We start from the raw sequence: 20988 nt of genomic DNA, 5'->3' as shown, positions 1-20988 counted from the left end.
TATTCGAGTTCATCGGTGACAACTACTATGACTGGCCGTTCATGGTGACCGCACACAAAGAGGCCGACTACCGCACCGAGCGGGCCAACGGTATGGCCACAGTCAATTTCATGATCCCGGCCGACCAGTTCTATGGCGTGATGAAGCTGACCGTTCAGATCAATGGGCACGGCAATCCCCAGCGTTCTTTGATCGTCCGGGCAGATCTCGTGCAGACGCTGCGTGTGCGCGCGATTCTGATCGACTACGACGGTCCGTCGACCGCTGTCGTTCCCGCCGGCGCGCCGCAACCGGCCAACCTCACCCTGCCGGCACCGACCATGGCAGACGTGGAAAGTACTGCCTCGATGGCGTTGGCCGCCATGCCTGTGCGGGCTACCGGGTCGTTCGTCAGGGCCGCCACACTCTCGTGGAATCTGCCGCTCGACGGGCCGGCCGACACCGAGAAGAACTGGAATCTCCTGCTTACCGCGCTGGACGAAATACGGTTGTTGGACGGCAACCGCTCCGATGTCATCTACTACGGATTTCTGCCTCAGCTGACACCGGCGGGCGGCACCGCAGACCACAAGGGAGTACTGGGTAAGGGAGTCCCCGGACTGGGCAGCGGAAGAGTCTTGGAGGAACGGACTTTCATTCACGAGGCCGGTCACGCCTGCGATCTCGCGCACGCTCCCTGCGGCGACCCGAAGGACCCGGATAAGGCCTATCCGACCTACGGCATGTCGTCGGCATCGATCGGCGAGTTCGGTCTCGACATCCGGTACGGACAGGTCAAAGATCCACAGACTACGCGCGACTACATGTCCTACTGCGGCCCGTCGTGGATATCGTTGTACCACCACGCGAAACTCATCGAGCATTCTCGGCTGACTCCCCCCCCGGATACCGGCGTTCCAACTCGACATCGGACCGATCCCCCGGGCCTGGGACGAGAAGTGGGGCTTGTGGCCGGTACCTCCGTGGGAGCAACCCGAGTTTCGTCGGCAGCTGACCCGGGTCGTCGCTGTGCTCGGTGAAAGGACCGTGGACGGAGCGGTTTCGGTGGTGTCGGTGACCCGACTGGAGGTGGAAGGCGCCGCTCGTGGACGCGACACCGGATTGCGTATGCATTTGGTCGACGGTGACGGAATCGCGTCGTCCGCGCCGGTGATGCGACGAGTCGCATTCGCGGACTGCGGGTGTGGCGACGACAGCGATTCGGCGGAGCCGCCGTATTGGTTCACGGTGTTCCTGCCCGATGTCACGGACGGCACGGCCATCCGACTCGTCGATGGCGACGAGGTGCTGTGGGAACGTCAGGCCACCGATGCGCCGCCTCGCGTTTCCGGGCTGCGCGCTCACACCGACGAGTCGCACCTGGCGTTGGACTGGACCCTGGAGGCCAGATCCGATGATGTCAAGGTGTGGGCACAGTGGGCTTGCGGCGACGACGACACGTGGCAAGGCCTGTCGATCGGACTCAGGGATGACCATGCCACTGTGCCGCTGACCGGGTTGGCCGCCGGACCCATCCGTGTCCGGTTACTGGCGCACGACGGCTTCTATTCGACCGTGTCCGAACCGGTCTCGGTGGACGTGCCGGAGCTGCCACCGACCGTCGTGATCATCGATCCGCGTGCAGACATCTACTATCCGAACGGTCGAATCCTGCTGAACGGCACCATCACCGACAATGCGGGCGTTCCACTCGACGGTGCCGAACTGCAGTGGCAGATTGACGGTGAGCCAGTCGGGCGAGGACGGCAGATACGAGTGGAGGTGCCCAGCCCGGGTCGGCACGAGGTGACGCTAGCCGCCCACGATGACAGGGTGCGCGATTCGGTGATCATTCAGGTGGCCGACGGTCCGGCGTGAGCGATCTCGCCCGAAGCGATCGGGAAGCGCCGTGACTCCCTTACCCTTATCCTGTGCGCTTGTCGTGGCCGCTGGTCGGCCGCACGAAGGAGATGCGAATCGTCGAAGCCGCGCTGTCGGCTCCGGCCGATGGTGGCATCCTCCTGTGCGGACCGGAGGGGGTGGGCAAGAGCCGGATCGCCCGGGAGGCGTTGTCGGCGGTGTCCGCGAACGGCGGCGAGACGCGCTGGGTGGCGGGGACCTCGGCGGCCCGCGACATTCCGCTCGGTGCGTTCAGTACGTGGGTGCCGTCGGGCACCGTCGAGACCGTCGCGCTGATCCGAGGGGTGATCGAGGCGCTGACTGCGAGGGCGTCGGGGACCGGGCCCGTGGTGATCGGTGTCGACGACGTCCACCTGCTCGATGACCTGTCGGCGTTCGTGGTGCACCAGATCGTTGCGCGCGGAAGGGTGAGGGTGGTGCTCACCGCCCGCGACGACACGCCGATTCCTGCCGCGATTCAGGAGGCATGGACGGCCGGGCACTGTGACCGGCTCGACCTCGCGACCCTCACCTGCGACGACACCCGCGAGCTGCTGTCGGCCGCCCTGACCGGGCCGGTGGATGCCGACGTCACCCGACGGTTGTTGCAGCTGACCGGCGGCAACGTGCTGTACCTGCGCAACATCGTCGAGCATGAGGTCGCCACCGGGGCGATGGTGCGGCGTGACGGGTTCTGGCGGTGGACCGGCGAGCCGAGTGTGCCGCCGAGCCTGGTGGGCCTGATCGAATCGCGGATCGGGACACTGCCTGAGCCGGTCGGCGATGTGGTCGACGTGGTCGCCGTCGGCGAACCGATCGAGCTGGGCGCCTTGACCCGCATCACCGACGCCGCCGCCGTCGAGGAGGCCGAGACGCGCGGTCTGATCATGCTCGAGCCGGCGGGCACCGGAATCGGGGTGCGTGTGGCGCATCCGCTCTACGGGCAGGTGCGCCGCGACCGCGCGGCCCGCACGCGGCTGCGGCGGCTGCGGGGACTCGTGGCCTCAGAACTCGCCGCGTCGGGCGACCGTGATGACCTGCGCGTGGTGGTGCGACGGGCCGCGTTGGGTCTCGATTCGGATCTACCGGCCGACGCCGATCTGCTGCTGCGGGCCGCCTATGGCGCGGTGTGGCTCGCCGATCTGTCGCTGGCGGATCGGCTCGCGCAGGCCGCCGACCGCCCCGGCATGGGAGCGGAATCGAATCTGGTGCGCGGACATGCGTTGTCGTGGTTGGGCCGCGGGCAGGACGCCGAGGACGTGTTGGCCGCGATGAGCACCGTCGACCTCTGTGATCGGGACCGCGCCCGGTGTGCGTTCCTGCGGTCGAGCAACATGTTGTGGGCGCTGTCGGCCCCGCAGCGGGCGAAAGAACTCATCGACGATGCGGCGGGCACCGTCGCCACCGACGCACGCGACTACATCGACGCCTTCCGCACGGTGTACTGGTTCGCGACCGATCGGCCGCAGGAAGCGGTGGCCGCTGCGAAGAACCTGGTACCGGAGGATCTTCCGGTTGCCGGGACGGAAGTGTCGTGGGTGCTGACGCAGATCGCCGCCGACGCCGGCCGCACCGCCGAGGCGGTGTCGGTGGCCGACGCCGGCCGTGCCGCCGCGACCCGGGCTCTCGACGCCCCGCAGATGAAGTTCAACATCGCCGACGCGGAGGTCAGCGCGCTGCTGTTGGCCGGGGAGATCCGGCGTGCGCTCGACGTCGCCGAGCGGGTGCGCGACCAGGCCGCCGATCTGCCCGGCGCGGCACAACTCCTCGGTACCGCGGTGGCGGGTCGGGCGGCACTGGGCGCCGGCCGCCTCGACCTGGCGTGCTCGTTGCTGCAGACCGCGGCTGACGGTCTGTCGGTGGCGCATGCGCAGGGGTGGGGATACCGGTATCGGATTGCGCACATCACCGCACTCGCCCTCCGCGGACAGACGCCCGAGGCGGCGGCCGCGCTCGCCGCGCATCAGAAGGTGCGCAGAGCTTTTCGCTCGCTGGACCACGAGCAGGCCATCGCACGCGCGTGGGTGGCGGCCGGTCAGGGCGCGGTCAGCGAGGCGATCACCATCGTGCGGTCGGCGGCCGACCGTGCCAGAGCGGCAGGACGGTTCGCCGACGAAGTGCTGTGCCGGCAGACCGCCGCTCAATTTGGGGATACGGCAAGCGCATCGAGATTGCGTGCGCTGGAATCGGTGGTGGAGGGTCCGCGGGTGGGGGTGGCGGCCCGGTTCGCCGCGGCCCTGCGCGACGCCAAAGGCACGGACCTGCTGTCGGTGTCAGCGCAATTCGGGGAGATGGGTGACCTCGTCGCCGCCCTTGATGCGGCTGCGCACGCCGCACTCGTGTTTCGTCGAGACGGCAAGAGGGGATCGGCGCTGGCCGCATCGACCCGCGCAGACGGCCTGGCCGAGCAGTGCGGAGGTGCGTGCACGCCGGCGGCGCGTCAGGCGTCGGAGGATCTGCCGCTGACCGACCGTGAGCGCGAAATCGTGATGCTGATCGGTGCGGGGTTCTCCAACAGGGAGGTCGCCGAGCGGCTGTTCCTGTCGGTGCGCACCGTCGAAAGCCACGTGTATCGGGCGATGTCGAAGACCGGGACCACAACGCGCGGCGAACTCGCTGCGCTGCTCCCGCTCCAACGCCGCCCCGGATTGCAGTGACACAGAGTGCTGAGCACGTGTTAGTGCCATTCGCTGGCGCCGCGTGGGCCGATACGTCGAGTGGCCAGCGCAGAGCTCCGGTCACGTGTCGTTGCCGAACTGCGATTCTTTAGGCACGGTGGAGGTATGAGTGAACAAACGAGCGTCACTGTCGAACGAGTCATCGATCTCCCCGTCGACGCCGTGTTCGACGTGCTGAGTAATCCCGAACGTCACCCTGACCTGGACGGATCTGGGTTTGTGCGCAGCGTCGACCACGCCGATCGCATCCAGCAGGTGGGAGAGGTGTTCACCATGAACATGAACGGCCCTCACATGGGCGGCGACTATCAGACCGACAACCACGTCACCGGATACGCCAAAGACAAGCTACTCGCCTGGCAGACCGCACCGGCGGGCACCGAGCCGCCCGGGTGGGAATGGCTCTGGGAGCTGGAATCGCAGGGGCCGAGTACCACTCTGGTGCGCCACACCTACGACTGGTCAAAAGTCACCGACAAAGACCTCCTCGAGAAAGTGAAGTTTCCGCTGGTCACCGAGGATCAGCTCGAGGACACCCTCGGCAATTTGGCCGCAGCCGCTACCGGCTAGGCATCACCGATCGCGGCGGGCCCGACTCATCGAGTCGGGCCCGTTGCGCTGTCAGGCCCGCCACTCCACGGAACGCTCCGGCGATGCCTCGGCCAGCGCCTTCAGCGTTTTCTCGACGTCAAAATCCTTGCCGTACACCGGTGTTCCCGGCTGCTGGCGCCAGGACTCGGCGAGTGGTCCGGCGTCGACGGGGTCGAAGCCGAGTTCGTCGACGATCCGGGACACGATGTCCTTGCCGGCCGGGTCGTCGCCGGCGATCGGTAGTGCGATCCGCCCTGCTGTTCCCGCAGGCGCACCCTTGTTGAGCAGGTGCTTCCAGTAGATGCCGTTGAAGACCTTGTACACCGGTACGCCGAGCAGTTCGGACACCCAGACGCTTTCGGGTGTGCCGTTCTCGATCGCCTCGATCTTGCCGTCGCGTTGCTGCGGGTAATAGTTGTTGGTCTCGATGACCGGCGCACTTTCCTTACGGGCGTCGAGAATTCCCGGCGCGAGGTCGGGGGTGTTCTTCTGCGGGATGCTGACAATCACCAAGTCCGCGCCCAGCGCCGCGTCGCCGGCCCACACCGCGGTGGCGCCGGTTTCGGCGGCCAGCTCGGCCAGCGTGTCCGGATGCCGCGAGTTCGCGACCCGCACCTGGTGGCCCAGGGCTGTGAGACGACGCGTCAGCGTCCCGCCGATGAATCCTGCACCGATGATCCCGATCTGCACGGCTACACCTCATTGTTCGACGATGGGTTGACCATTCGGCGCAACGAGCGGATGCGGTGGATTCATTCCCGACTGTGGCAGCTTCTTCATCGTTGCCTTCGCCTGTTTGCGAACCTCACTCTCCGGGTCGTCGAGGTACTGCTCGATTCGCGGCCTGAGGCCGGATTGTCTAGCGACGTGGTCACTACGGTCTACGTGAAAAATGTCGAACACCCTTTCATCGCTTCAGGCGACAACAGGAAAGGTCGGTCTCCAGTACTGTCACACTCCTGTTGCAGTTTGCGAACAAGGGAACAGGAGGCTGATGAGCGGATCAGAGGAAGAAAAGGCTGAAGAACAGACCTCTCACTCAGAGGCGACGACGCAGCACCCCCAACAGCCGACAGTCGGCATCGACACCGCCGTCGAACTTGCACGCCGAGCAGCGAAGCGAGTGCCGGCGTACAACAAGCTGCTGACCGCCAACGGGGTGGATTCGGATGCGATCGACGAGGCAAGCTTTCACGCCCTGCCGCCGATGACCAAGGCCGGCTACCTCAAGGCCTACGACCAACCCGAACTCGTGTGGGACGCCGATCTCGGCAGGGTCGTGAACTGGTCGGCCAGCTCCGGCTCATCGGGAATGCCGACGTACTTTCCGCGCAGCCGAAAGTCTCTTTACGACAGCATTCGCTTCCACGAGCAGATCCTGCGGGACACATTCCATGCACATGAGCGCACCACGTTGGCTGTCAACACCTTCGCGATGGGAACGTGGATTGCCGGTAGTTACACCCTGATGGCGCTCAACGGTGCCAACGACCTCGAGATTCCGGTCAGCGTCATCTCGCCTGGCATCGAGATCGACGATGCGGTCCGAGCTCTCACCGAATTGGCACCCAACTACGAGCAGGTCGTCATCACCGGCTACCCACCCCACGTCAAGGACGTCCTTGACCGACTGGCCGCCGATGCACCGGCAGCCCTGAGCCAGGACATCAAGCTGCTGCTGGCTGGTGAACTGATCACCGAGACCTGGCGGGACCACCTGCTCAAGCGCATCGGGAAGCCGAACGACCCCGCGAGTATCGTGCTCATCTATGGGACCGCAGATGCCGGGCTGATGGGATTCGAAACCGCGCTGTCGATCGCCATCCGCCGTGCCGCGGAGCATGATCCGAATCTTCGTGGGGCACTGTTCGATGAGGACGTGACGCACCTGCCGACCTTCGTCGAGTATGACCCGGTAGCCCGATATGTCGAGACCGATGAGGACGGTTGCCTGCTGTTCACCCTCGACACCACGCTGCCGCTCGTGCGTTACCGGATCAAGGATGAGGGCGAACTCTACGACGGCTCGACAATGAGGGATGTGCTCGAAGCGTACGGTCACGACGAGTTGGCGCAGCGGGTCACCGACAACCACTTCTTGGCGTTGTATGGTCGCCCGGATGTGGCGGTGACCTTCTACGCGGTCAACATTTTCTTCCACAATGTCCAACCCGTGGTGGAAGATCCACGTGTCGCCGATGCGTTGAGCGGCTACTTCCACATGCCGCACCCAGAGAACGCCGACCTCTCGATGACCCTTCGGATTATGTTCGAGCTCAAGAATGGCGTTGCCGAAACCGAGTCGCTGCGCGAGACGCTGGCCCAGATCGCCTACGAGGAGTTGCGACACAGCAACGGGGAGTACCGAACCCTCTGCGACAGCAAAAAAGAACCGGCACATCCCGTCGTGAGCCTGCATAGCTATCGCAGTCGTCCGGAGTTCGAACGCAAGGCGAAACAACAACACACAGGAAAACGTCGATGACCGGTCTTGTTGAAATCCTGCACCCACACGACGATGCCGACCGCATCCGTCACCTCCGCGATGCCGACGGCTATGCGTTGGTCGATGGCTGGGAATCGGCGCTCGAGGACCTACACAAGCTCGACCAGTACAGCACGACGCCCACCGACTACGATCCCGCGGACTTGGATCGCACTACCCGCTACATCGCCTATCCGTGGCGCAGGACCATTGTCCGACTTCCCGAAGCATCCGTCTTCCACCGTTTGCGCACCGCGCGTAACCGATTCCTGATCACCGACGACGAGCAGCGCTCCTGGACATCAGGGCTCATCGCGATCGCCGGACTCAGCGTCGGCGGTTCGGTGCTCTCGGTGTGTGCGCTCACCGGCGCCCGACGCCTGCGTATCGCCGACCCGGACACGCTGGGTCCGTCGAACCTCAACAGGCTCGTGGGATCTGTGTGCGACCTCGGCGTTCCCAAGACGACGTTGGCATACCGACGCGTTCTCGAGGCCGACCCGTACGCCGAGGTGGAGACGTTCCCCGGAGGGTTTCACCCCGACATGGCAGATCGCTTCATCGGCGGCGGCGCCACTCCACGCGCCCGCGTGCTCGTCGAGGAGATGGACGATCTCGCGATGAAGGTACGCATCCGGCACCACGCCCGGGCCGCCCACGTGCCGGTCATCATGGTGACTGACAACGGTGACGACGTGATCCTCGATATTGAACGGTTCGACCTCGAACCTGACCGGCCACTGTTTCACGGTCGGGCCGGCGATGTCGAGACGCTTACTGACGACGAATTGCGCAAGCCGGAGCGCCGCGTCGAGATCGCCGGCACCATCGTGGGCGACGACGTCGCCGACCGCCTGAAGGTGGCGCTGGGCGAAGTCGGCAAGACCATCCCGTCATGGCCGCAGTTGGGCACCGCCGCGACCCTAGCGGGGGTCGTCGGCGCGCTCGCGGCACGCAAGGTCGTCTGCGGAGCAGATCTACCGTCCGGACGGCACCACGTCCGGGTCAGCGACCTCGGGTGACCTTGTCGTGGGCAGCGATTCGGTGTGTCAGACGGGTTTCAGGACATCTTCGTGGCCATGCCGGCGACACCAACTGACCAGATAGCGCGCGTGCAGGCCGCACCACCGGTAAACAGACGCCTGGGTCAGCTGCAGGCGGGTGTCGTGCTCGCCGCGTCGCGTCATAATCGGGCCCAGGTAGTGACTGGTGACCTTGTTCGCCGTGTTGGGTGACACACTGGCCGCTTTCGCCAGCGAAGCATTGTCCGACGTGCACCCCGACGCGATGGCGCCGGCCAGGCGGCCCGCGGTGGTGCCGCGCTGCCCGACGAACTCCTTGTACAGCGGAACCGCGCGTGGCGCAGGCCCGGCGTCATCGGTCCGCTTGCCGACCGCAGCGGCTCTGATGGCCGCGACGATCGCCTCCAACCCGTCGGACTTTCTGACGATGCCGGAGACCTCGTCACGTAGCCGCGCCTCGTCAAGGTGGTCCTGCTCCATCGAGTGCCCCTGGGTGGCGAGCAGGACCGGGGCCATCCGGTCGGCGTCGCGGAGCACGTTGATGACATCCAAGCCGTCGAACGACCATTCCGCGTCGGGGTTGTTCCAGATCAGATCTGCGATGACGACGTCGAATCGAACCTTCCCGGTCACGCTCCGCACCAGACCGGCCCTGTCGCCGACCACCTCGACCACGACGCCGTCGAGATCTCGTTCCATCGACGTGGAGATCACCCGGCCCAGTGGCGACGCCACGAGCACTCGCATCCCGCTAGCCATGCGTAGTAGTTAACACCAGCCTGGCTGGGCATGCGCAATCTGGTATGCCGCAACGCAGGCAAGCTTGGAAGCCACTCGATGCCGTCGAGTTCAAGCGAATCGTCCTGTTCCGCATCGGCGTCTGCGTCCGAAGAATTGAAGTCACCGATTGATTGCTTCGTAGCGCACATAGGAGATTCGAATGACCGCGTTGATCGACCAATACCCGGACAGTGCCATCTCAACCGTGGGTGAGGCACCGCATATCGCGGTCATCGCCGAGCACGATCTCTTTGACGCCGCTCTTGTCGCGCTGGTCGAGAAGCTCGGCGGTCGGCCAGGCCTGATAGACCTCGATGCCCCCCGCTTACCGGCGGCCGGCCCAACGCCGTCGGTGGCCCTCGTGCGTGCGGCGAACCGCGCCGAGCGGGTCCGGCGCGACGTGCAACTGCGTTCCGCCCGGATACTCGTCATTGATGTCAGGGCAGGCTCGACGGGTGCCGTAAGGACGGTCGATCAACTGCGTGCATTCATGCCCTCGGCGGTCGCGTCGTCGACAGCACCACGTGCCCTGTCTCGGGTGCATGTGACTGCCCGGGAGCTCGAGGTCCTCACGACCTATCTCACCGGTGCCACGATCACCGAAACGGCGCGGCATCACTTTCTTGCCGAATCGACTGTGCGTACCCATTATCGCCGAGTGTCAGACCGCTACACGGATGCTGGGCGCTCGATCGGCAACCGGGTTCGGCTGCTTCTCGCGCTCGTCGCCGACGGCTACATTGAGCCGTCAAATCTCCTCCATGCCGCGGACGCCAACCCGCCCACCCCTGAGCATGAGGCGACACCAACCGTTCCGGTGTGCCGCGGCGTCCGACTCGTGCATTCGGGCGGTCTCGGTCGCGATCACCACGCTTCCACCGTGGGAACCGAGGTGAAGATCACGCGCAGGTCGGGATCGAGAGCGGCCGCCATCTCCCGCTGAGCACCCAGCACGACCCGGTGAGTGCCGCTGTTGATCGGATAGCGCAGCTCCGCTGGTGGCTCCATCGCGAGCTCGCGGTTGTCGAGCAGGCGTGCCGCGGCCTCAGATCGGTGCGACGAACTCTGCGAGCCCGCCGCGTCATCGGTGGTCACGACGGATCGGCTGTCTGAGGAAACGTCGACCCACAATTCTGTCGACCAGAACGAGAGCTTCTCTCCTCCGGGGTCCGCGCCCGCGTCTTCTTCGCCGAAGTCGGCATCCACCGAGTGTGTGCCCGCATTGAGGCCACTGTCGATGAGTTCGGCCACGAGTGCAGCAGAGCCGTGTTCGTAGGCCAGCGACAGCGTCGCAGCGAGTCTGCGGTCGGCGATGAGCGCCCAGCGACGCCGGCGCGCGGAGTCATCGAACTGGAATCGTTCGTGCTCGCAGGCGATCCAGGATGCGGTCGCGATGTCGATGGCGCTAGCGATCAGTTCGTCTCGGCGCGCATCGTCTTCCGACGCTTCCGCGAGCATCCTGCGGGCTCTGCTCCATTGCACGTTGGCCTGGTGGTGGTGAAGTCCGGCTTCGCGGAAACCGTCTGTGGCTCGTTCGAAGTGCCGGTCGGCTCGCGGGTAGTCGTGCAACCCAACATAAAGCCATGCTATTTCACAATCGCAGAGCGCGGCTTTCTCCACATGGCCGACGGATCCGAGTTTTTGCCGCAGGATAAGCAGGCGTTCGAGTTCCGTGCCGTGAACGGCTGGATCGCCGACTGTCGGTGGGAGTTCGGGTGTCGTGGACGGACAATCGTTGGTCATTGCGCGTGGACTTCCGCGTCCTCATCGAGCGGTTCGCACCAGTGGTCGGTGACCGCCGCCCAGATCAGTGGTGAATACTGTAAATCGCTCGTGTCCCTCCACCGCGCGAGTTGGCGGCACTGCCACCGGTTCAGTGTTTCGACCGGATCGGCAGCGCGGTGTGCTTCGTCGACTGCAAGTGCCAGGCGGGTGGTCGGACCGGGAACAGACGTTTCGCGAGCAGCGTCATTCATCACGGTGTCCGACGGAAGAGCCCATCGGGTGGTTGTCACCAACTCGGCGCCAGAGTTCATGCATGCAGTGACCAGTCCGAAGATCTCCCGGCTGCGGTAGTCGACAGCACCTTCGCAGGCAATGATCGCCACGCGGGGTGGCATGGGCCACAACGAATGTCCGCTGCGGTCCTCCATCGAGGGCGGGATGGCCACATCGGCTGGACCCATCGAGGGGTATATGGTGCCGTAGAGGAGATCCAATGCCGAGAATGGACGGTGTGAGCGGCCCTTTACCGCGCACAGCCCCCAGTGGTACTCCCCGTCGGACAGGTGTAGTGACGCCGACCCTGGCTGTTGCCTGTTCGCGCTGACGTGCCCGAAGTACAGCATGCGCCCCGGGTTGTTCCGCAGGTCTTCGCCCAGCTTCCATCGCATGATCTGCCTACGCACCACGGAACCATCCGTGTGTGGGGTGCGCTCGAGTAGATTGACGAAGGAATCGACACCCGAACGAGCCGTCGAGACATGTGGTGGGAGCACCTGGTCGAGACCTGCGGCTGCCGGGACCTCAGGATCGATCACATAGAGCACGGGTCGACGCGCCAACTCCTGCGACCAGCGCTTCGGGACGACCGCTCGGCCGGCTCGAAGCGTCGCGGGCGGCACACAATACAACTGCGCCCTCTCCATCAGCCGGATGTCACCGTCGATCGGCAGAAGGTCGAGGGGCACCCTGGCGAGGGATGGGCTAGGTGTGTATCTCACTGTCACGCGGCCGCGACGCGAGCGCGCCGAGATCTCCCGGGACACGTCGGCGCCGAGAATCTGCGCCGCCAGGTTGCCACTGAATTCGGCTTCGCGTGTCGTCGTCGACAGCGGACCCTTGAGAGCGCGTTGGACATCGTCGGCTCTGTGGCCATCTGCACCGGCGTCTCCGATCAGCGCGTCGTCGAGCTGCGACGTGATCTGTCGTATGGCGCCAGGCGAGAGCCTCCTAACGACTGGATTGTCCACGTCGTCGAGCCATCGATACGACACGAAAGTGGCGCCGGCATCAACGGCCCGGATCTGCAGGGTGAGTGGTTCGTCGTGCATCTGTCGCGTTGCTACCAGCCGGTCTCCGCATGCAATTCCGCTAGCGTCGGTCGTATTGGGCTGTCGGGGGCGAAGTCGCCGGCCACGAGTTCCTGCAATCGCAGGACCCCTTCCCGAAAGTCGGCGACCAACTTCTGGTGATCTGGGGACTGGAGGTGAAGAAGAATGTCCTCCAGCTCTATTCGTGCATTGGCGGCCCAGTCGTCTGCCTGTTGTCGACAATGCGCAACGGCGTGTCCGGCGGCGTCGACAAGTTCCGGTGCCGTGGCCGAGTTCACGAGTGTCAGAATCGCCCGCCCGCGCCGATGGTTCGTCCAGGCGTGGCGGCATGCTCGGTCCACCTGGGCCAGGCGAACGTCCAACGGGCGGGCAGATACCTCATCGAGCGGGACATCGAGGGTGACCATCAGGAAGTGCAGATCATCGAGCTCATGTTCGGCTAGCCACAATAGTGCCACCATGCGCATGCCGCTCGCCTCGCACGGCGCAGAGGACACCAGTTCGCCGGTGGCCCGCTCGACCGCAATCACGAACAGTCCTGCCGCCTCCGAACTGCTGGTGTAGATGGCGTCGCGGACCACAGCCGAGGCCTCGACCGTGTCGTCGCCGATCATCCGTAGTGCCAGGTCGTGCTCGTCTGGGCCGGTGAATCGCATCAGACGGGGTGGAAGCAGGCTCAAGTCTAGGAAGTCACCCGCAGCGTTCGGAGGGGGTGGGCTGAACGTGGTTGCGAGTTCCTCTTGGTGGATTGACAGCACCATCTCGGACCAGCGTGCGTCTTGGCCGTCCACGATGGCGGACGCCACGGTGGCGATCGCGTTCTCGGGGTCCATCGCCGGGCACTGTGCAACCGCGACCTCGAGTTCCTCCGCGATGGATTCGCCGCCATTCTCAGCGAGGTCGTCGAGCACTTCCTCCATGCTCGACGTTGCCATGAGGTATCGGCCGCGAGCACCGTCCATGTCGCCGCAGAGTGCTGCGGCGTGTGCCTCGTCGAGGGTGACGATGCCGGGGTCGAGGTCGCCGAGATGGAATCTGCTGACCGCATGAATGGTGGCGGCGCGTGCGATCTCATCCACCAGTTGCGGCTGTGGAAGGGTCGCGCCCGTCGGAGCGTCGACGAGAGCAGTGAGAAATCCTGGGTCGGTGAAACAGGTGGCGCCCGAGTCGCGGTCGGAGTCGTCGGCGACCACGGTCAGGACACAACTCGGGTCGGCGGCATCGACGCCGAGGCCGAGGTTGTGCGCGTCGAACGCGACCGGGCCGAGCGCCGCCCCCGTGTGCGCGCTCCAGACGATCAGGCCGTCAGCGGAGCGTTCCACGGACCCGGTGATTGGTGCCATCACGCTTCTCCGATCTTGCGGGCCGCGTTCTGGGCGGCCTTCAGCAGCAGTTCGACGTAGCGGATCGCGGAGGCGAGCTGGAGGGTACGCGCTCGTGTGGGCGGTGGCTTGGTCCAGCGCGCGCTGACCGCTGCCGCGACACCATCGCTGAACAGCCGGGGGTCGGCGAGGCCGTCCATGGCCAGAGCGGCTTCCCAACAGAGACTCTCATCATCGAGTCGCTGAGTCGGGTCACGCGAGATCCATATGCGAGCGAACTCGCACAGTTGGGTGCGGGCCAGGTGGTGCTCGAGGTCGCCATCGGAAACGACCATCGCCGAACGCGTACCCGACGACGCCGTTCGTCGGGTGGCGATCACCCGAGACTTCGTACGGTGTGGAGCGGTGTCAGGGCGCGCGAGGTCGGCTACGGCCACTTTCGTACGGTCGGGCACTCCACCGGCTGACCGCAGTTTCTCCGCCAGGTCAAGGTAGTGCTCGGCCAGCACGGTGCGAAGGTTCCCGTCGTCGGGATCGTTTTTGAGGCGCAGGCCGGTCAGGTACTTTTGCAGCCTGACTCGATACTCGTGCAACGCGATTCGGGAATGCATCTGGTGTCGTGAACGCTGGTTCTGTACGAAATCGTCGACTCCGCTACGCGTGACAAGCATGTCGGAGTCAGTGAGTTCACGGCGGATCGGGACCACCGCCCGGCGGCCCATCTCGCGGATGGCGTGTCCGACACTTGCCGGCACGGTGGGCCGCAGGGACGTCACGCTCCTGGCCCAACCAGAGGTGTAGCGCGACAGCGGGTCGACGTAGGCGGCGACGACCTGGGAGACCTCGCACCACCCATCGACATCATCGCGCGGTTCAGTCGCACGTCGGAGCAGTTCGGGCACCGCAGGCGCGAACCCGTCGACAACCCAGTCCACCCGGGCCAGGTTGCCCGACCATGCCTGCAGTTCCCTGACAAAAGTCTTCGGGTCGGTGACCTCCACACCGCGCGCCACCTCGACGTACCAGAGTCTCAGCAACGCATTGCGGCTGATCGCGGTTTCGGTGGTTCCCGACCACCACATGCCCTGTGGTGCTGGCCGTGGCCGCGGAACCGTGGGTGCGGGGAGCACGTCGGTGCTCCTCGCCCCGGCTGCATCACCCCATGCACTCACAGTCTTGCTCGCTTCCTCGCCGAATCCCGCCGCTAGATTCTGACACGCCACTGCGCGTCTATCTGCACGGTAGCGGCGGAACGCTCGTGGCGATGTCCACTATTTCGAGGGTTCGTGGGTACGCACGGATGTCCGGTCCCCCTTCCGGACGATATCGGTGTCGCCTCGGTGGATCTAGACCGCGTCGACAAAACGACCGCGTACCGCATGGGCCGTGTCGCCCAGCGCTCCGACGACGTTGAGGTGACGATCTCGCCACTCGAGCCGCCTCGCCCTGATGGGGGACCCGGCGGCACCTACTCGACGAGTGGATAGCCATATGCCGGCAGCAGGAGATGAGCGAATCGGGAGTGCGGGTTGAATCGCCAGAGCAGCCGCCGACTTCGGTCTGTATCGGATGGACAAGGCAAATGACCCGCCATCCGGGGCGCGTTTCCGGTCTCGTCTTACAGGCGGGATCGGTATCTCCCATGAGCGCCAATGGTTGGCGTGAGGAGGAGAACTGTCATGACCGGCTACAACCCGACGTGTGCCAACTGCCACCGCTGCGCCAAGTGTCGCGGTGAGGGCACGGTCGACGTGGTGAAGTACGAAACCGACTACAAAGGCAAGCAGCATCGCGTGGCGCGTCGTGAGACGTGCCCGTCCTGCCGCGGCGTGGGTGGTCGTGTCGGTGTCGGCAAGCACAATCACCGCTGAGTCGACTCGACGACGCGGGATCGGTCTGAGGGGTGGAGGGCGTAGCGCCCTCCACCCCGAAAGGAGCCACACCATGTGCATCACCACCAGTCGCAAGTACATCGTCGTCGACCTCGAGAATCTCTTGGGGCGCGACCGTTCGCTGGAGGGTGTCCGAGAAGTCTGGGGCCACCTCAAGCCGCTGATCACCCCCGGCGATCAGGTGCTGGTCGCATCCGGGCCCACGCTGGCCAAAGCCGCCGTTTTCGCGCTGGCCGGTGAAGGTGTCCGGTACTACGTCCGCGCCGACAGCGACTCTGTCGCCGAACTGATCTATCGAGTCGACGAGTCTCATGCTGCTTCCCGTTATTCGACGTTTGTGATTTGCAGCGGCAATGGGCGTTTCACCGAAATGGCGGAACGGGCCCGTGGTGCCGGCCTCACAGTGTGGCAGCTCTGTGGCCGCGGTGCCCTCAGCCGCAGCCTGCGGGACGCCACTGCGCTCCACGGGCATCTGAGGTTGTCACCGGAGCCGACCAATCGCGAGTTCGCGCTGGCGTCCTGATGACTGACGACGGATACCGTGATGATGCCCGGGGTGCGCTCACCCCGGGCATCATCGAGCTTCCCCGGTTTCTCAGTCCTGCGTGCTCGCTGGTGTCACTGCGGGTGCGCAGGGTAGCGGGAGGCGTTGCCCTGGAGCAGGCCATCGAGGTCGATGATCGCATCGGCTGGCAGCGACAGTGGGTGTGGCGCTTCGTGTCGCCGACGGCGAGCGATGGTGCACGGCCCTCGACTCTCGATTCGATCGCAGCGACGCTGGCGGAGCTGACGGAGGTCGGTTGCACCGTCGGACAGATCACCACCGTGACCGGATGTCATTGGCCGACAACTATCGTCGATGGTGACGTCGACGGTCTGATCGCGGCCTGCCTTGGCCGCGGCTGGACCCTGTGGCCACATCCGGTCGATCCGGCCACGCCTGGTAGCTCGTTTGTCTGGCGGGTGACGACCGGCATCGATGGGTGTCGCTTCGCCGTCGGCGAAGACGAGTATGTGATCCGCGCTGGTGGCGCAGAGCGAGTACTCGTTCCGAATACGACATGTATCTACCGATTCGACGGCCCGGAGAGCTCCAATGGCAATGCGAATCCGATCGGGTGGGGATCTCACGTCGTAGAGAACATGGATTCCAACGATCCCTCGGACCGGAATACTTTGCTCGGCCTGTTGCACAGATGGATTCCGCTGCGCGACGTGGCCGAAGCGATCGACGCACGATACCGACCGATCGATCCGGCTGGGCTGATTGATGCCAACGTCGACGGCGGGTGTCGCGACGCCACCGAGGACGATGACCGAATCGTCATCGAGGTTCCGGGCGACCGTCGTGACGAAGTTCGACGATTCTGTGTGACCAAGGCTGACTATGGCTGGAGCCTCGGGGTGCACGACGGAGATGAGTGGTCGGAAGTGCATCGCTGGGCGGACGCGGACAACTCGGATGCGATGCCTCGAAACGTCGTCGTGCATCGTCAGACGACGGCGACCGTCGCGGAGGCGGTCCGCTCGGCGTTGATTGCCGGTGCGACCGCGTCAGATCTGTGCACCTTCACCGGTGATGTGTGGCCGACGCTCGGCCACACCGGGATGCTCGACGGTTTCGCCGCCGCATGTACCGGATATGGCTGGTGTCCGTGGCCGCTTGCGCCTCGGCGGGATTCAACCGATATCGGGTGCATGTGGAGTGCGTGCATCGTCGATGGGAACCGCTACGTTGTCGACTCTGTCGAGCGGGTGGTGCAGCTCGGCGGAATTCGTGCGGTGGAAGCGTCCGTGGGTGGCCGGTCGCTCATGTGGTCGAGCTTTGACTCCCTACCCGGCCTTGCCGGACGGGCGCACATCCTGGAAGGATTTCGTCCCGGTCGAGCCGAGCACTGGTCGGCGTTGCTCGCCGCTGTGCGAACCGGTGCACTGGCCGACGGCCGCCTCGGGGTGACCGCCTGCGGCGGTTTCGTTGCTCTGGCGGCAGAAAGCATTTGAGCACAGACGAAGACATCACCGACCACAGCGAAGCGACGCCCCGCGGGGCGCCGCTTCGCTGTGGTCGGTCAACGCCCTCGTGTCGTTCCCGTGTAGAGACTGACCGCCGCCCCGGCGGCTGCGAATGCGGGCCCGATGAACCAGTTGCCCGGTTCTGGACCACCCTTCATCGAGAACCACACGACCGCGACGACGACGCCGACAAGGAAGCCGAACAGCGCGCCCGTCCGCGCGAGGTCGGTGAGGGCCTCGGAGCGGCTGTGGGTATGGCGCTCGGCGACGATGCCGAGTGTGATGACCCCGAAAACGATGACCCAGGTGAGGAGTTCCCGGAAGCCGCCACCTTGGCCGGGCGAGAAACTTGACCCGGCAAATACCTGAGTGATGAACGCAAGCGGGATCAGCGACCCGAACCAGAGCAGACCGACCCGACCGATGTCACCGAGCAGGGAGGGGCGGGTCGGCGTAGGTGCCGGGATGCGCGGTGTCGCGATGCGGGGAGAGGGGACGCGCGGTGCGGGCCCCCTGCGTTGCGGCCGACCCTGAGGCAGGTCCTCGGCCCCAGGGGGCAGACCGTTGAATTTCACGATGCCACCTCCTCGACACCCGGAGGGAGCATCGTCGGAACACCCGAGCCGCCGAACACCGCGGCGGGTTCCTCCGGATGCTCACCGCACACCGCACACTCGGCTCGTGGCCCGGTCAGATACCACGCTGAATCAAACGAGGGTGATGACCGGCCCGGACGCAGCTCGGTGAGGCGACGATGATCCGGGACGCTCGACTGCTGAAAGTACGTGCGTGATTGCGCAATGATCGGTGAGATCCACTCCGCCAGTGGTCCTTCCTGTTGGCCGAGCGCAAGTGCCATCCGAACGCCTCGAGCCACCGTCGCGATGATGTCGACGCCGAGCGCGGGCGCCGACACGAGCCGACCGCTCCCGTAGTCCGTGGTTCCCCGATCACCGCTGGCGACAGGATCTCCGATGATGCAACGCAAACAGGCTGTGCCCGATTTGGGTACCACGGTCACCATCTCGCCGGCCTCCCCGAGCTCGAACATCTTGACCGACACGAGCGGCGTTCCGCGGCGGTACAGGTGGTGACCGAGCCAGAACTCGCCCGCGAGGTCATCCGACGCGAACACCGCGACATCAATGTCGTCCAAGACTGAGAGATCGAGATCCTGGATGTGGGCGTCGATCGCCGTCATCCGCACCTCCGGATTGATCTCGCGGAGTCGATGCTGCAGTGCAGCTACTTTGAGTATTCCGACATCAGACCGATCGTAAGTGGTGCGAGACAGATTCGGCAGTTCGACGGTGTCGAAGTCGACAACCGTGAGATCGCAGACACCACTGCGCACCAACATTTCGGCGGAGGTGGACCCGACCGACCCGGCCCCGACCACCAGGTAGCGTGCGCGCACACCATCGGGAAGGTGATGTGACAAGCGATCTTCCATCGACGCAGTCGATGCCGCAGCCTGCTCGGCCCGAACCAGTTCTCCGACAGCATCGCTGAGTTGGCGGCGCGAATCGTGACCCACTTTCCACGCCGGAACCACAGCTCCGGCCTGTGACGTCAGAAGGACCGGTGCCTGGGTTGGGTATTCGGCGGGGAATATGACCGTGCACAGGATATTCTCGCTCGCGTGCAAGCTGATCGTCGGAAGGTGCCGGCCCTCGATCTCCATCTCCCTGGTCGCAGAGGCAACGACTGGAGACTCGACGAACGCCGAGAGGTGTTGACACACATGAGTGATGTCGCGGCGCAGCGGGATCACATGGATCGGCGCCGGGCGCACTTCGACGGTGTCCTCGTTGGGGGCGGCCGAATACGCGGCGAAGGTGCCGTGCGGGAGATCGACCAGGTGTCGTTCGCCCAGGCGCAGGACTGAACGCATGTCCTGGCGTCTGGCCCGAACCACGATGGGAAACAACGCGTCCCGAATCGTCGGATTGTTGGCCAGCTGATTGGCGAAGGCGACGTGATCGGGGCCGCTGGGTTCGCCGTAGACACCGGGATGGCTGTGCAGCGTCCCCCCGTAGTGGCGCATCGGGCGCTGGTTCAAATGCTCCGTCAGAGCATCGGCGAGCAGGCGACTGTGCCAGTAGCTGACCTGTTCGCCGGGATGCGGGTCCGCGAGGAAGTCGACGACGATTCGTTCCCGTGTCGCGATCAACGCTCCACCCCGTTCGGGCTTGTGTGCGGCGATCGTCTCGTCGATACGGGCGAGGGCTTCGTCGGTGATCGACCACGGCGTACCAGTCCGCTGTACCGCGACCCGGGACGTAACTGATGTGCGGCGGGAGAACATGTCTGCTCCATTTCGTGACTTGGCAGGATGAGATCGTTTGCGTGCGGTCATGGGGTCGTCGTCCTCACTGGCGGTACGGGAACTCGCGCCCCCGCACCACCTCGCCCATTCCGGCTGCCCATTGGGCGGACCGCACGACACACGAAGACAGCGACGGCATCCCGCCACGTGAGTCGGTGGACAGGCACAGGACTGCGCCCTGGCCGTTGCGGCCGGGGTACAGATGAACGTGGTGCGCGGATACACCGGGTTCGCCGACCCAACTATTGAGGTCGGTGTTGGTAAGCCGCCCGTTCTGCATCATCTGAAACAGCCACAGGTGGGCGTGGTAAAGCCCGGTCGAATTGTCTCGTTCGATGACCGCATGCAGTTGGTCGCCGTATTTCGTCGGCCTGGTGTGCAGGTACATGCCGTGGGATCCAGTGGAGAAGTACTCCGGCATATCGGAAGCCGGACGCAGGACCTCGACGTAACGACCGGCCGCACCCGAGTTGGCCAGCTTCCTGACCTCCGCGATATCGGTGGCCGACATCGCGGCGAACCGCTTGTCGGTGAGATCCACCGAGCGTGTCGCGTCCCCTTCCCGTGGCTTGCCGGTCACGAACTGTCCGCCGACGATACGGACCTCTTCGCCGGCGTCCTGCGCGTTCTCGATGACGGGGAACTCGTCACCGTATCCACCGCCGGAAGCGAACCGGTCGTCGGTCAGTGAGACCGAGTCGCTCTGCGTCGCACCAGCGTGTGTCGACGGCGCGATCGCACCGCCGCGGATGGCAAGGTCCTGAGGTGGATCAACGACATCGGGCAGTCGCTGTGCGTAGACCGGTGCGCCGGTCAGCGGATCGACCGTCGGCTCGAGATCGATCAAGTGTCGATCGTCGGGTGGTGCACCCATAGTGTGGTCCTTTCGTGGGTGGGGCCGGCCCGTGCGCCGGCTACCCGATCTACCGATCCCGCGTCGGTCGG

Annotated in this window: 19 protein-coding genes; 10 read left to right on the top strand and 9 right to left on the bottom strand. The window is 65.2% G+C overall.

Going from position 1 to position 20988, the window contains the following annotated elements; translation table 11 throughout:
• The 4 genes from OSB52_RS22625 to OSB52_RS22610 form a co-directional block, all read left to right on the top strand.
• Nucleotides 1–1019 (top strand): M66 family metalloprotease (locus tag OSB52_RS22625; RefSeq protein WP_266063618.1); only part of this gene is annotated, 1019 nt, incomplete at its 5' end.
• 7 nt (nt 1020–1026) lie between these two features.
• Nucleotides 1027–1857, top strand: coding sequence for a hypothetical protein (locus OSB52_RS22620; RefSeq protein ID WP_266063617.1), 831 nt, complete (start codon nt 1027–1029; stop codon nt 1855–1857).
• Nucleotides 1858–1910: 53 nt separating this feature from the next.
• Nucleotides 1911–4535, top strand: coding sequence for a helix-turn-helix transcriptional regulator (locus tag OSB52_RS22615; RefSeq protein WP_372512467.1), 2625 nt, complete (start codon nt 1911–1913; stop codon nt 4533–4535).
• Between the two features lie 126 nt (nt 4536–4661).
• Nucleotides 4662–5126 (top strand): SRPBCC family protein, encoded by a 465-nt coding sequence (locus OSB52_RS22610; protein WP_266063616.1) that lies wholly within the window; start codon nt 4662–4664, stop codon nt 5124–5126.
• A 51-nt stretch (nt 5127–5177) separates the two neighbouring features.
• Here OSB52_RS22610 and OSB52_RS22605 read toward each other — a convergent pair whose 3' ends face one another.
• Nucleotides 5178–5837, bottom strand: coding sequence for an NADPH-dependent F420 reductase (locus tag OSB52_RS22605; protein WP_266063615.1), 660 nt, complete (start codon nt 5835–5837; stop codon nt 5178–5180).
• A gap of 304 nt (nt 5838–6141) precedes the next feature.
• Between OSB52_RS22605 and OSB52_RS22600 the strand changes: the two genes are divergently transcribed.
• Together OSB52_RS22600 and OSB52_RS22595 are read left to right on the top strand one after the other, a co-directional pair.
• The gene (locus OSB52_RS22600) at nt 6142–7632 is read left to right on the top strand and encodes a phenylacetate--CoA ligase family protein (protein WP_266063614.1); all 1491 of its coding nucleotides are present in this window, start codon (nt 6142–6144) and stop codon (nt 7630–7632) included.
• Nucleotides 7629–8654, top strand: a complete 1026-nt coding sequence (locus OSB52_RS22595) for a ThiF family adenylyltransferase (protein WP_266063613.1) — start codon at nt 7629–7631, stop codon at nt 8652–8654. The genes OSB52_RS22600 and OSB52_RS22595 overlap by 4 nt, the downstream gene beginning before the upstream one ends.
• A gap of 27 nt (nt 8655–8681) precedes the next feature.
• Here the strand turns inward: OSB52_RS22595 and OSB52_RS22590 are convergent, their stop codons facing one another.
• A complete protein-coding gene (locus OSB52_RS22590; RefSeq protein ID WP_160900347.1) occupies nt 8682–9413 on the bottom strand; it encodes an MSMEG_1198 family transcriptional regulator in 732 nt (243 codons plus the stop codon).
• Between the two features lie 181 nt (nt 9414–9594).
• Between OSB52_RS22590 and OSB52_RS22585 the strand changes: the two genes are divergently transcribed.
• Entirely contained in the window at nt 9595–10377 is a 783-nt protein-coding gene (locus OSB52_RS22585) for a helix-turn-helix domain-containing protein (protein WP_266063612.1), read from the top strand.
• Here the strand turns inward: OSB52_RS22585 and OSB52_RS22580 are convergent.
• The 4 genes from OSB52_RS22580 to OSB52_RS22565 all read right to left on the bottom strand — a co-directional run bounded on the left by OSB52_RS22580 (nt 10299) and on the right by OSB52_RS22565 (nt 14939).
• A complete protein-coding gene (locus OSB52_RS22580) occupies nt 10299–10892 on the bottom strand; it encodes a hypothetical protein (RefSeq protein ID WP_160900349.1) in 594 nt (197 codons plus the stop codon). The genes OSB52_RS22585 and OSB52_RS22580 overlap by 79 nt on opposite strands.
• A gap of 281 nt (nt 10893–11173) precedes the next feature.
• Complete coding sequence (locus tag OSB52_RS22575) at nt 11174–12487, bottom strand: CHAT domain-containing protein (protein WP_266063611.1); 1314 nt, start codon at nt 12485–12487, stop codon at nt 11174–11176.
• 11 nt (nt 12488–12498) lie between these two features.
• Nucleotides 12499–13830, bottom strand: coding sequence for a hypothetical protein (locus tag OSB52_RS22570; RefSeq protein WP_266063610.1), 1332 nt, complete (start codon nt 13828–13830; stop codon nt 12499–12501).
• Nucleotides 13830–14939, bottom strand: coding sequence for a hypothetical protein (locus OSB52_RS22565; RefSeq protein WP_266063609.1), 1110 nt, complete (start codon nt 14937–14939; stop codon nt 13830–13832). Before OSB52_RS22565 ends, OSB52_RS22570 begins: the two co-directional genes overlap by 1 nt.
• Nucleotides 14940–15488: 549 nt before the next feature.
• Here OSB52_RS22565 and OSB52_RS22560 point away from each other — a divergent pair.
• The 3 genes from OSB52_RS22560 (at nt 15489) to OSB52_RS22550 (ending at nt 17702) form a co-directional block, all read left to right on the top strand.
• Nucleotides 15489–15680 (top strand): hypothetical protein, encoded by a 192-nt coding sequence (locus OSB52_RS22560; RefSeq protein ID WP_160900353.1) that lies wholly within the window; start codon nt 15489–15491, stop codon nt 15678–15680.
• A gap of 73 nt (nt 15681–15753) precedes the next feature.
• Nucleotides 15754–16224, top strand: coding sequence for an NYN domain-containing protein (locus OSB52_RS22555; protein WP_266063608.1), 471 nt, complete (start codon nt 15754–15756; stop codon nt 16222–16224).
• A complete protein-coding gene (locus tag OSB52_RS22550) occupies nt 16224–17702 on the top strand; it encodes a hypothetical protein (protein ID WP_266063607.1) in 1479 nt (492 codons plus the stop codon). Before OSB52_RS22555 ends, OSB52_RS22550 begins: the two co-directional genes overlap by 1 nt.
• 68 nt (nt 17703–17770) lie before the next feature.
• On the opposite strand, the gene OSB52_RS22545 is transcribed toward OSB52_RS22550, so the two are convergent.
• The 3 genes from OSB52_RS22545 to OSB52_RS22535 form a co-directional block, all read right to left on the bottom strand.
• Nucleotides 17771–18289 (bottom strand): hypothetical protein, encoded by a 519-nt coding sequence (locus OSB52_RS22545; protein ID WP_266063606.1) that lies wholly within the window; start codon nt 18287–18289, stop codon nt 17771–17773.
• Nucleotides 18286–20022, bottom strand: a complete 1737-nt coding sequence (locus OSB52_RS22540) for a HesA/MoeB/ThiF family protein (RefSeq protein WP_266063605.1) — start codon at nt 20020–20022, stop codon at nt 18286–18288. The genes OSB52_RS22545 and OSB52_RS22540 overlap by 4 nt, the downstream gene beginning before the upstream one ends.
• A 64-nt stretch (nt 20023–20086) precedes the next feature.
• Complete coding sequence (locus OSB52_RS22535) at nt 20087–20917, bottom strand: hypothetical protein (protein WP_266063604.1); 831 nt, start codon at nt 20915–20917, stop codon at nt 20087–20089.
• Nucleotides 20918–20988: the final 71 nt, after the last annotated feature.

Origin of the sequence: Gordonia aquimaris (assembly GCF_026262595.1) — a bacterium.
Classification (GTDB): domain Bacteria; phylum Actinomycetota; class Actinomycetes; order Mycobacteriales; family Mycobacteriaceae; genus Gordonia; species Gordonia tangerina.
The sequence above is the reverse complement of the archived record's forward strand: the minus strand, read 5'-3'. Positions and strand labels throughout refer to the sequence as shown.

What these genes read in the sequence shown, in the direction of transcription:
- OSB52_RS22610 (WP_266063616.1), top strand. Translation starts at nt 4,662, where the DNA reads ATGAGTGAACAAACGAGCGTCACTGTCGAACGAGTCATCGATCTCCCC.
- OSB52_RS22600 (WP_266063614.1), top strand. Translation starts at nt 6,142, where the DNA reads ATGAGCGGATCAGAGGAAGAAAAGGCTGAAGAACAGACCTCTCACTCA.
- OSB52_RS22595 (WP_266063613.1), top strand. Translation starts at nt 7,629, where the DNA reads ATGACCGGTCTTGTTGAAATCCTGCACCCACACGACGATGCCGACCGC.
- OSB52_RS22590 (WP_160900347.1), bottom strand. Translation starts at nt 9,413, where the DNA reads ATGGCTAGCGGGATGCGAGTGCTCGTGGCGTCGCCACTGGGCCGGGTG.
- OSB52_RS22585 (WP_266063612.1), top strand. Translation starts at nt 9,595, where the DNA reads ATGACCGCGTTGATCGACCAATACCCGGACAGTGCCATCTCAACCGTG.
- OSB52_RS22580 (WP_160900349.1), bottom strand. Translation starts at nt 10,892, where the DNA reads ATGCTCGCGGAAGCGTCGGAAGACGATGCGCGCCGAGACGAACTGATC.
- OSB52_RS22575 (WP_266063611.1), bottom strand. Translation starts at nt 12,487, where the DNA reads ATGCACGACGAACCACTCACCCTGCAGATCCGGGCCGTTGATGCCGGC.
- OSB52_RS22570 (WP_266063610.1), bottom strand. Translation starts at nt 13,830, where the DNA reads ATGGCACCAATCACCGGGTCCGTGGAACGCTCCGCTGACGGCCTGATC.
- OSB52_RS22560 (WP_160900353.1), top strand. Translation starts at nt 15,489, where the DNA reads ATGACCGGCTACAACCCGACGTGTGCCAACTGCCACCGCTGCGCCAAG.
- OSB52_RS22555 (WP_266063608.1), top strand. Translation starts at nt 15,754, where the DNA reads ATGTGCATCACCACCAGTCGCAAGTACATCGTCGTCGACCTCGAGAAT.
- OSB52_RS22550 (WP_266063607.1), top strand. Translation starts at nt 16,224, where the DNA reads ATGACTGACGACGGATACCGTGATGATGCCCGGGGTGCGCTCACCCCG.
- OSB52_RS22540 (WP_266063605.1), bottom strand. Translation starts at nt 20,022, where the DNA reads ATGTTCTCCCGCCGCACATCAGTTACGTCCCGGGTCGCGGTACAGCGG.
- OSB52_RS22535 (WP_266063604.1), bottom strand. Translation starts at nt 20,917, where the DNA reads ATGGGTGCACCACCCGACGATCGACACTTGATCGATCTCGAGCCGACG.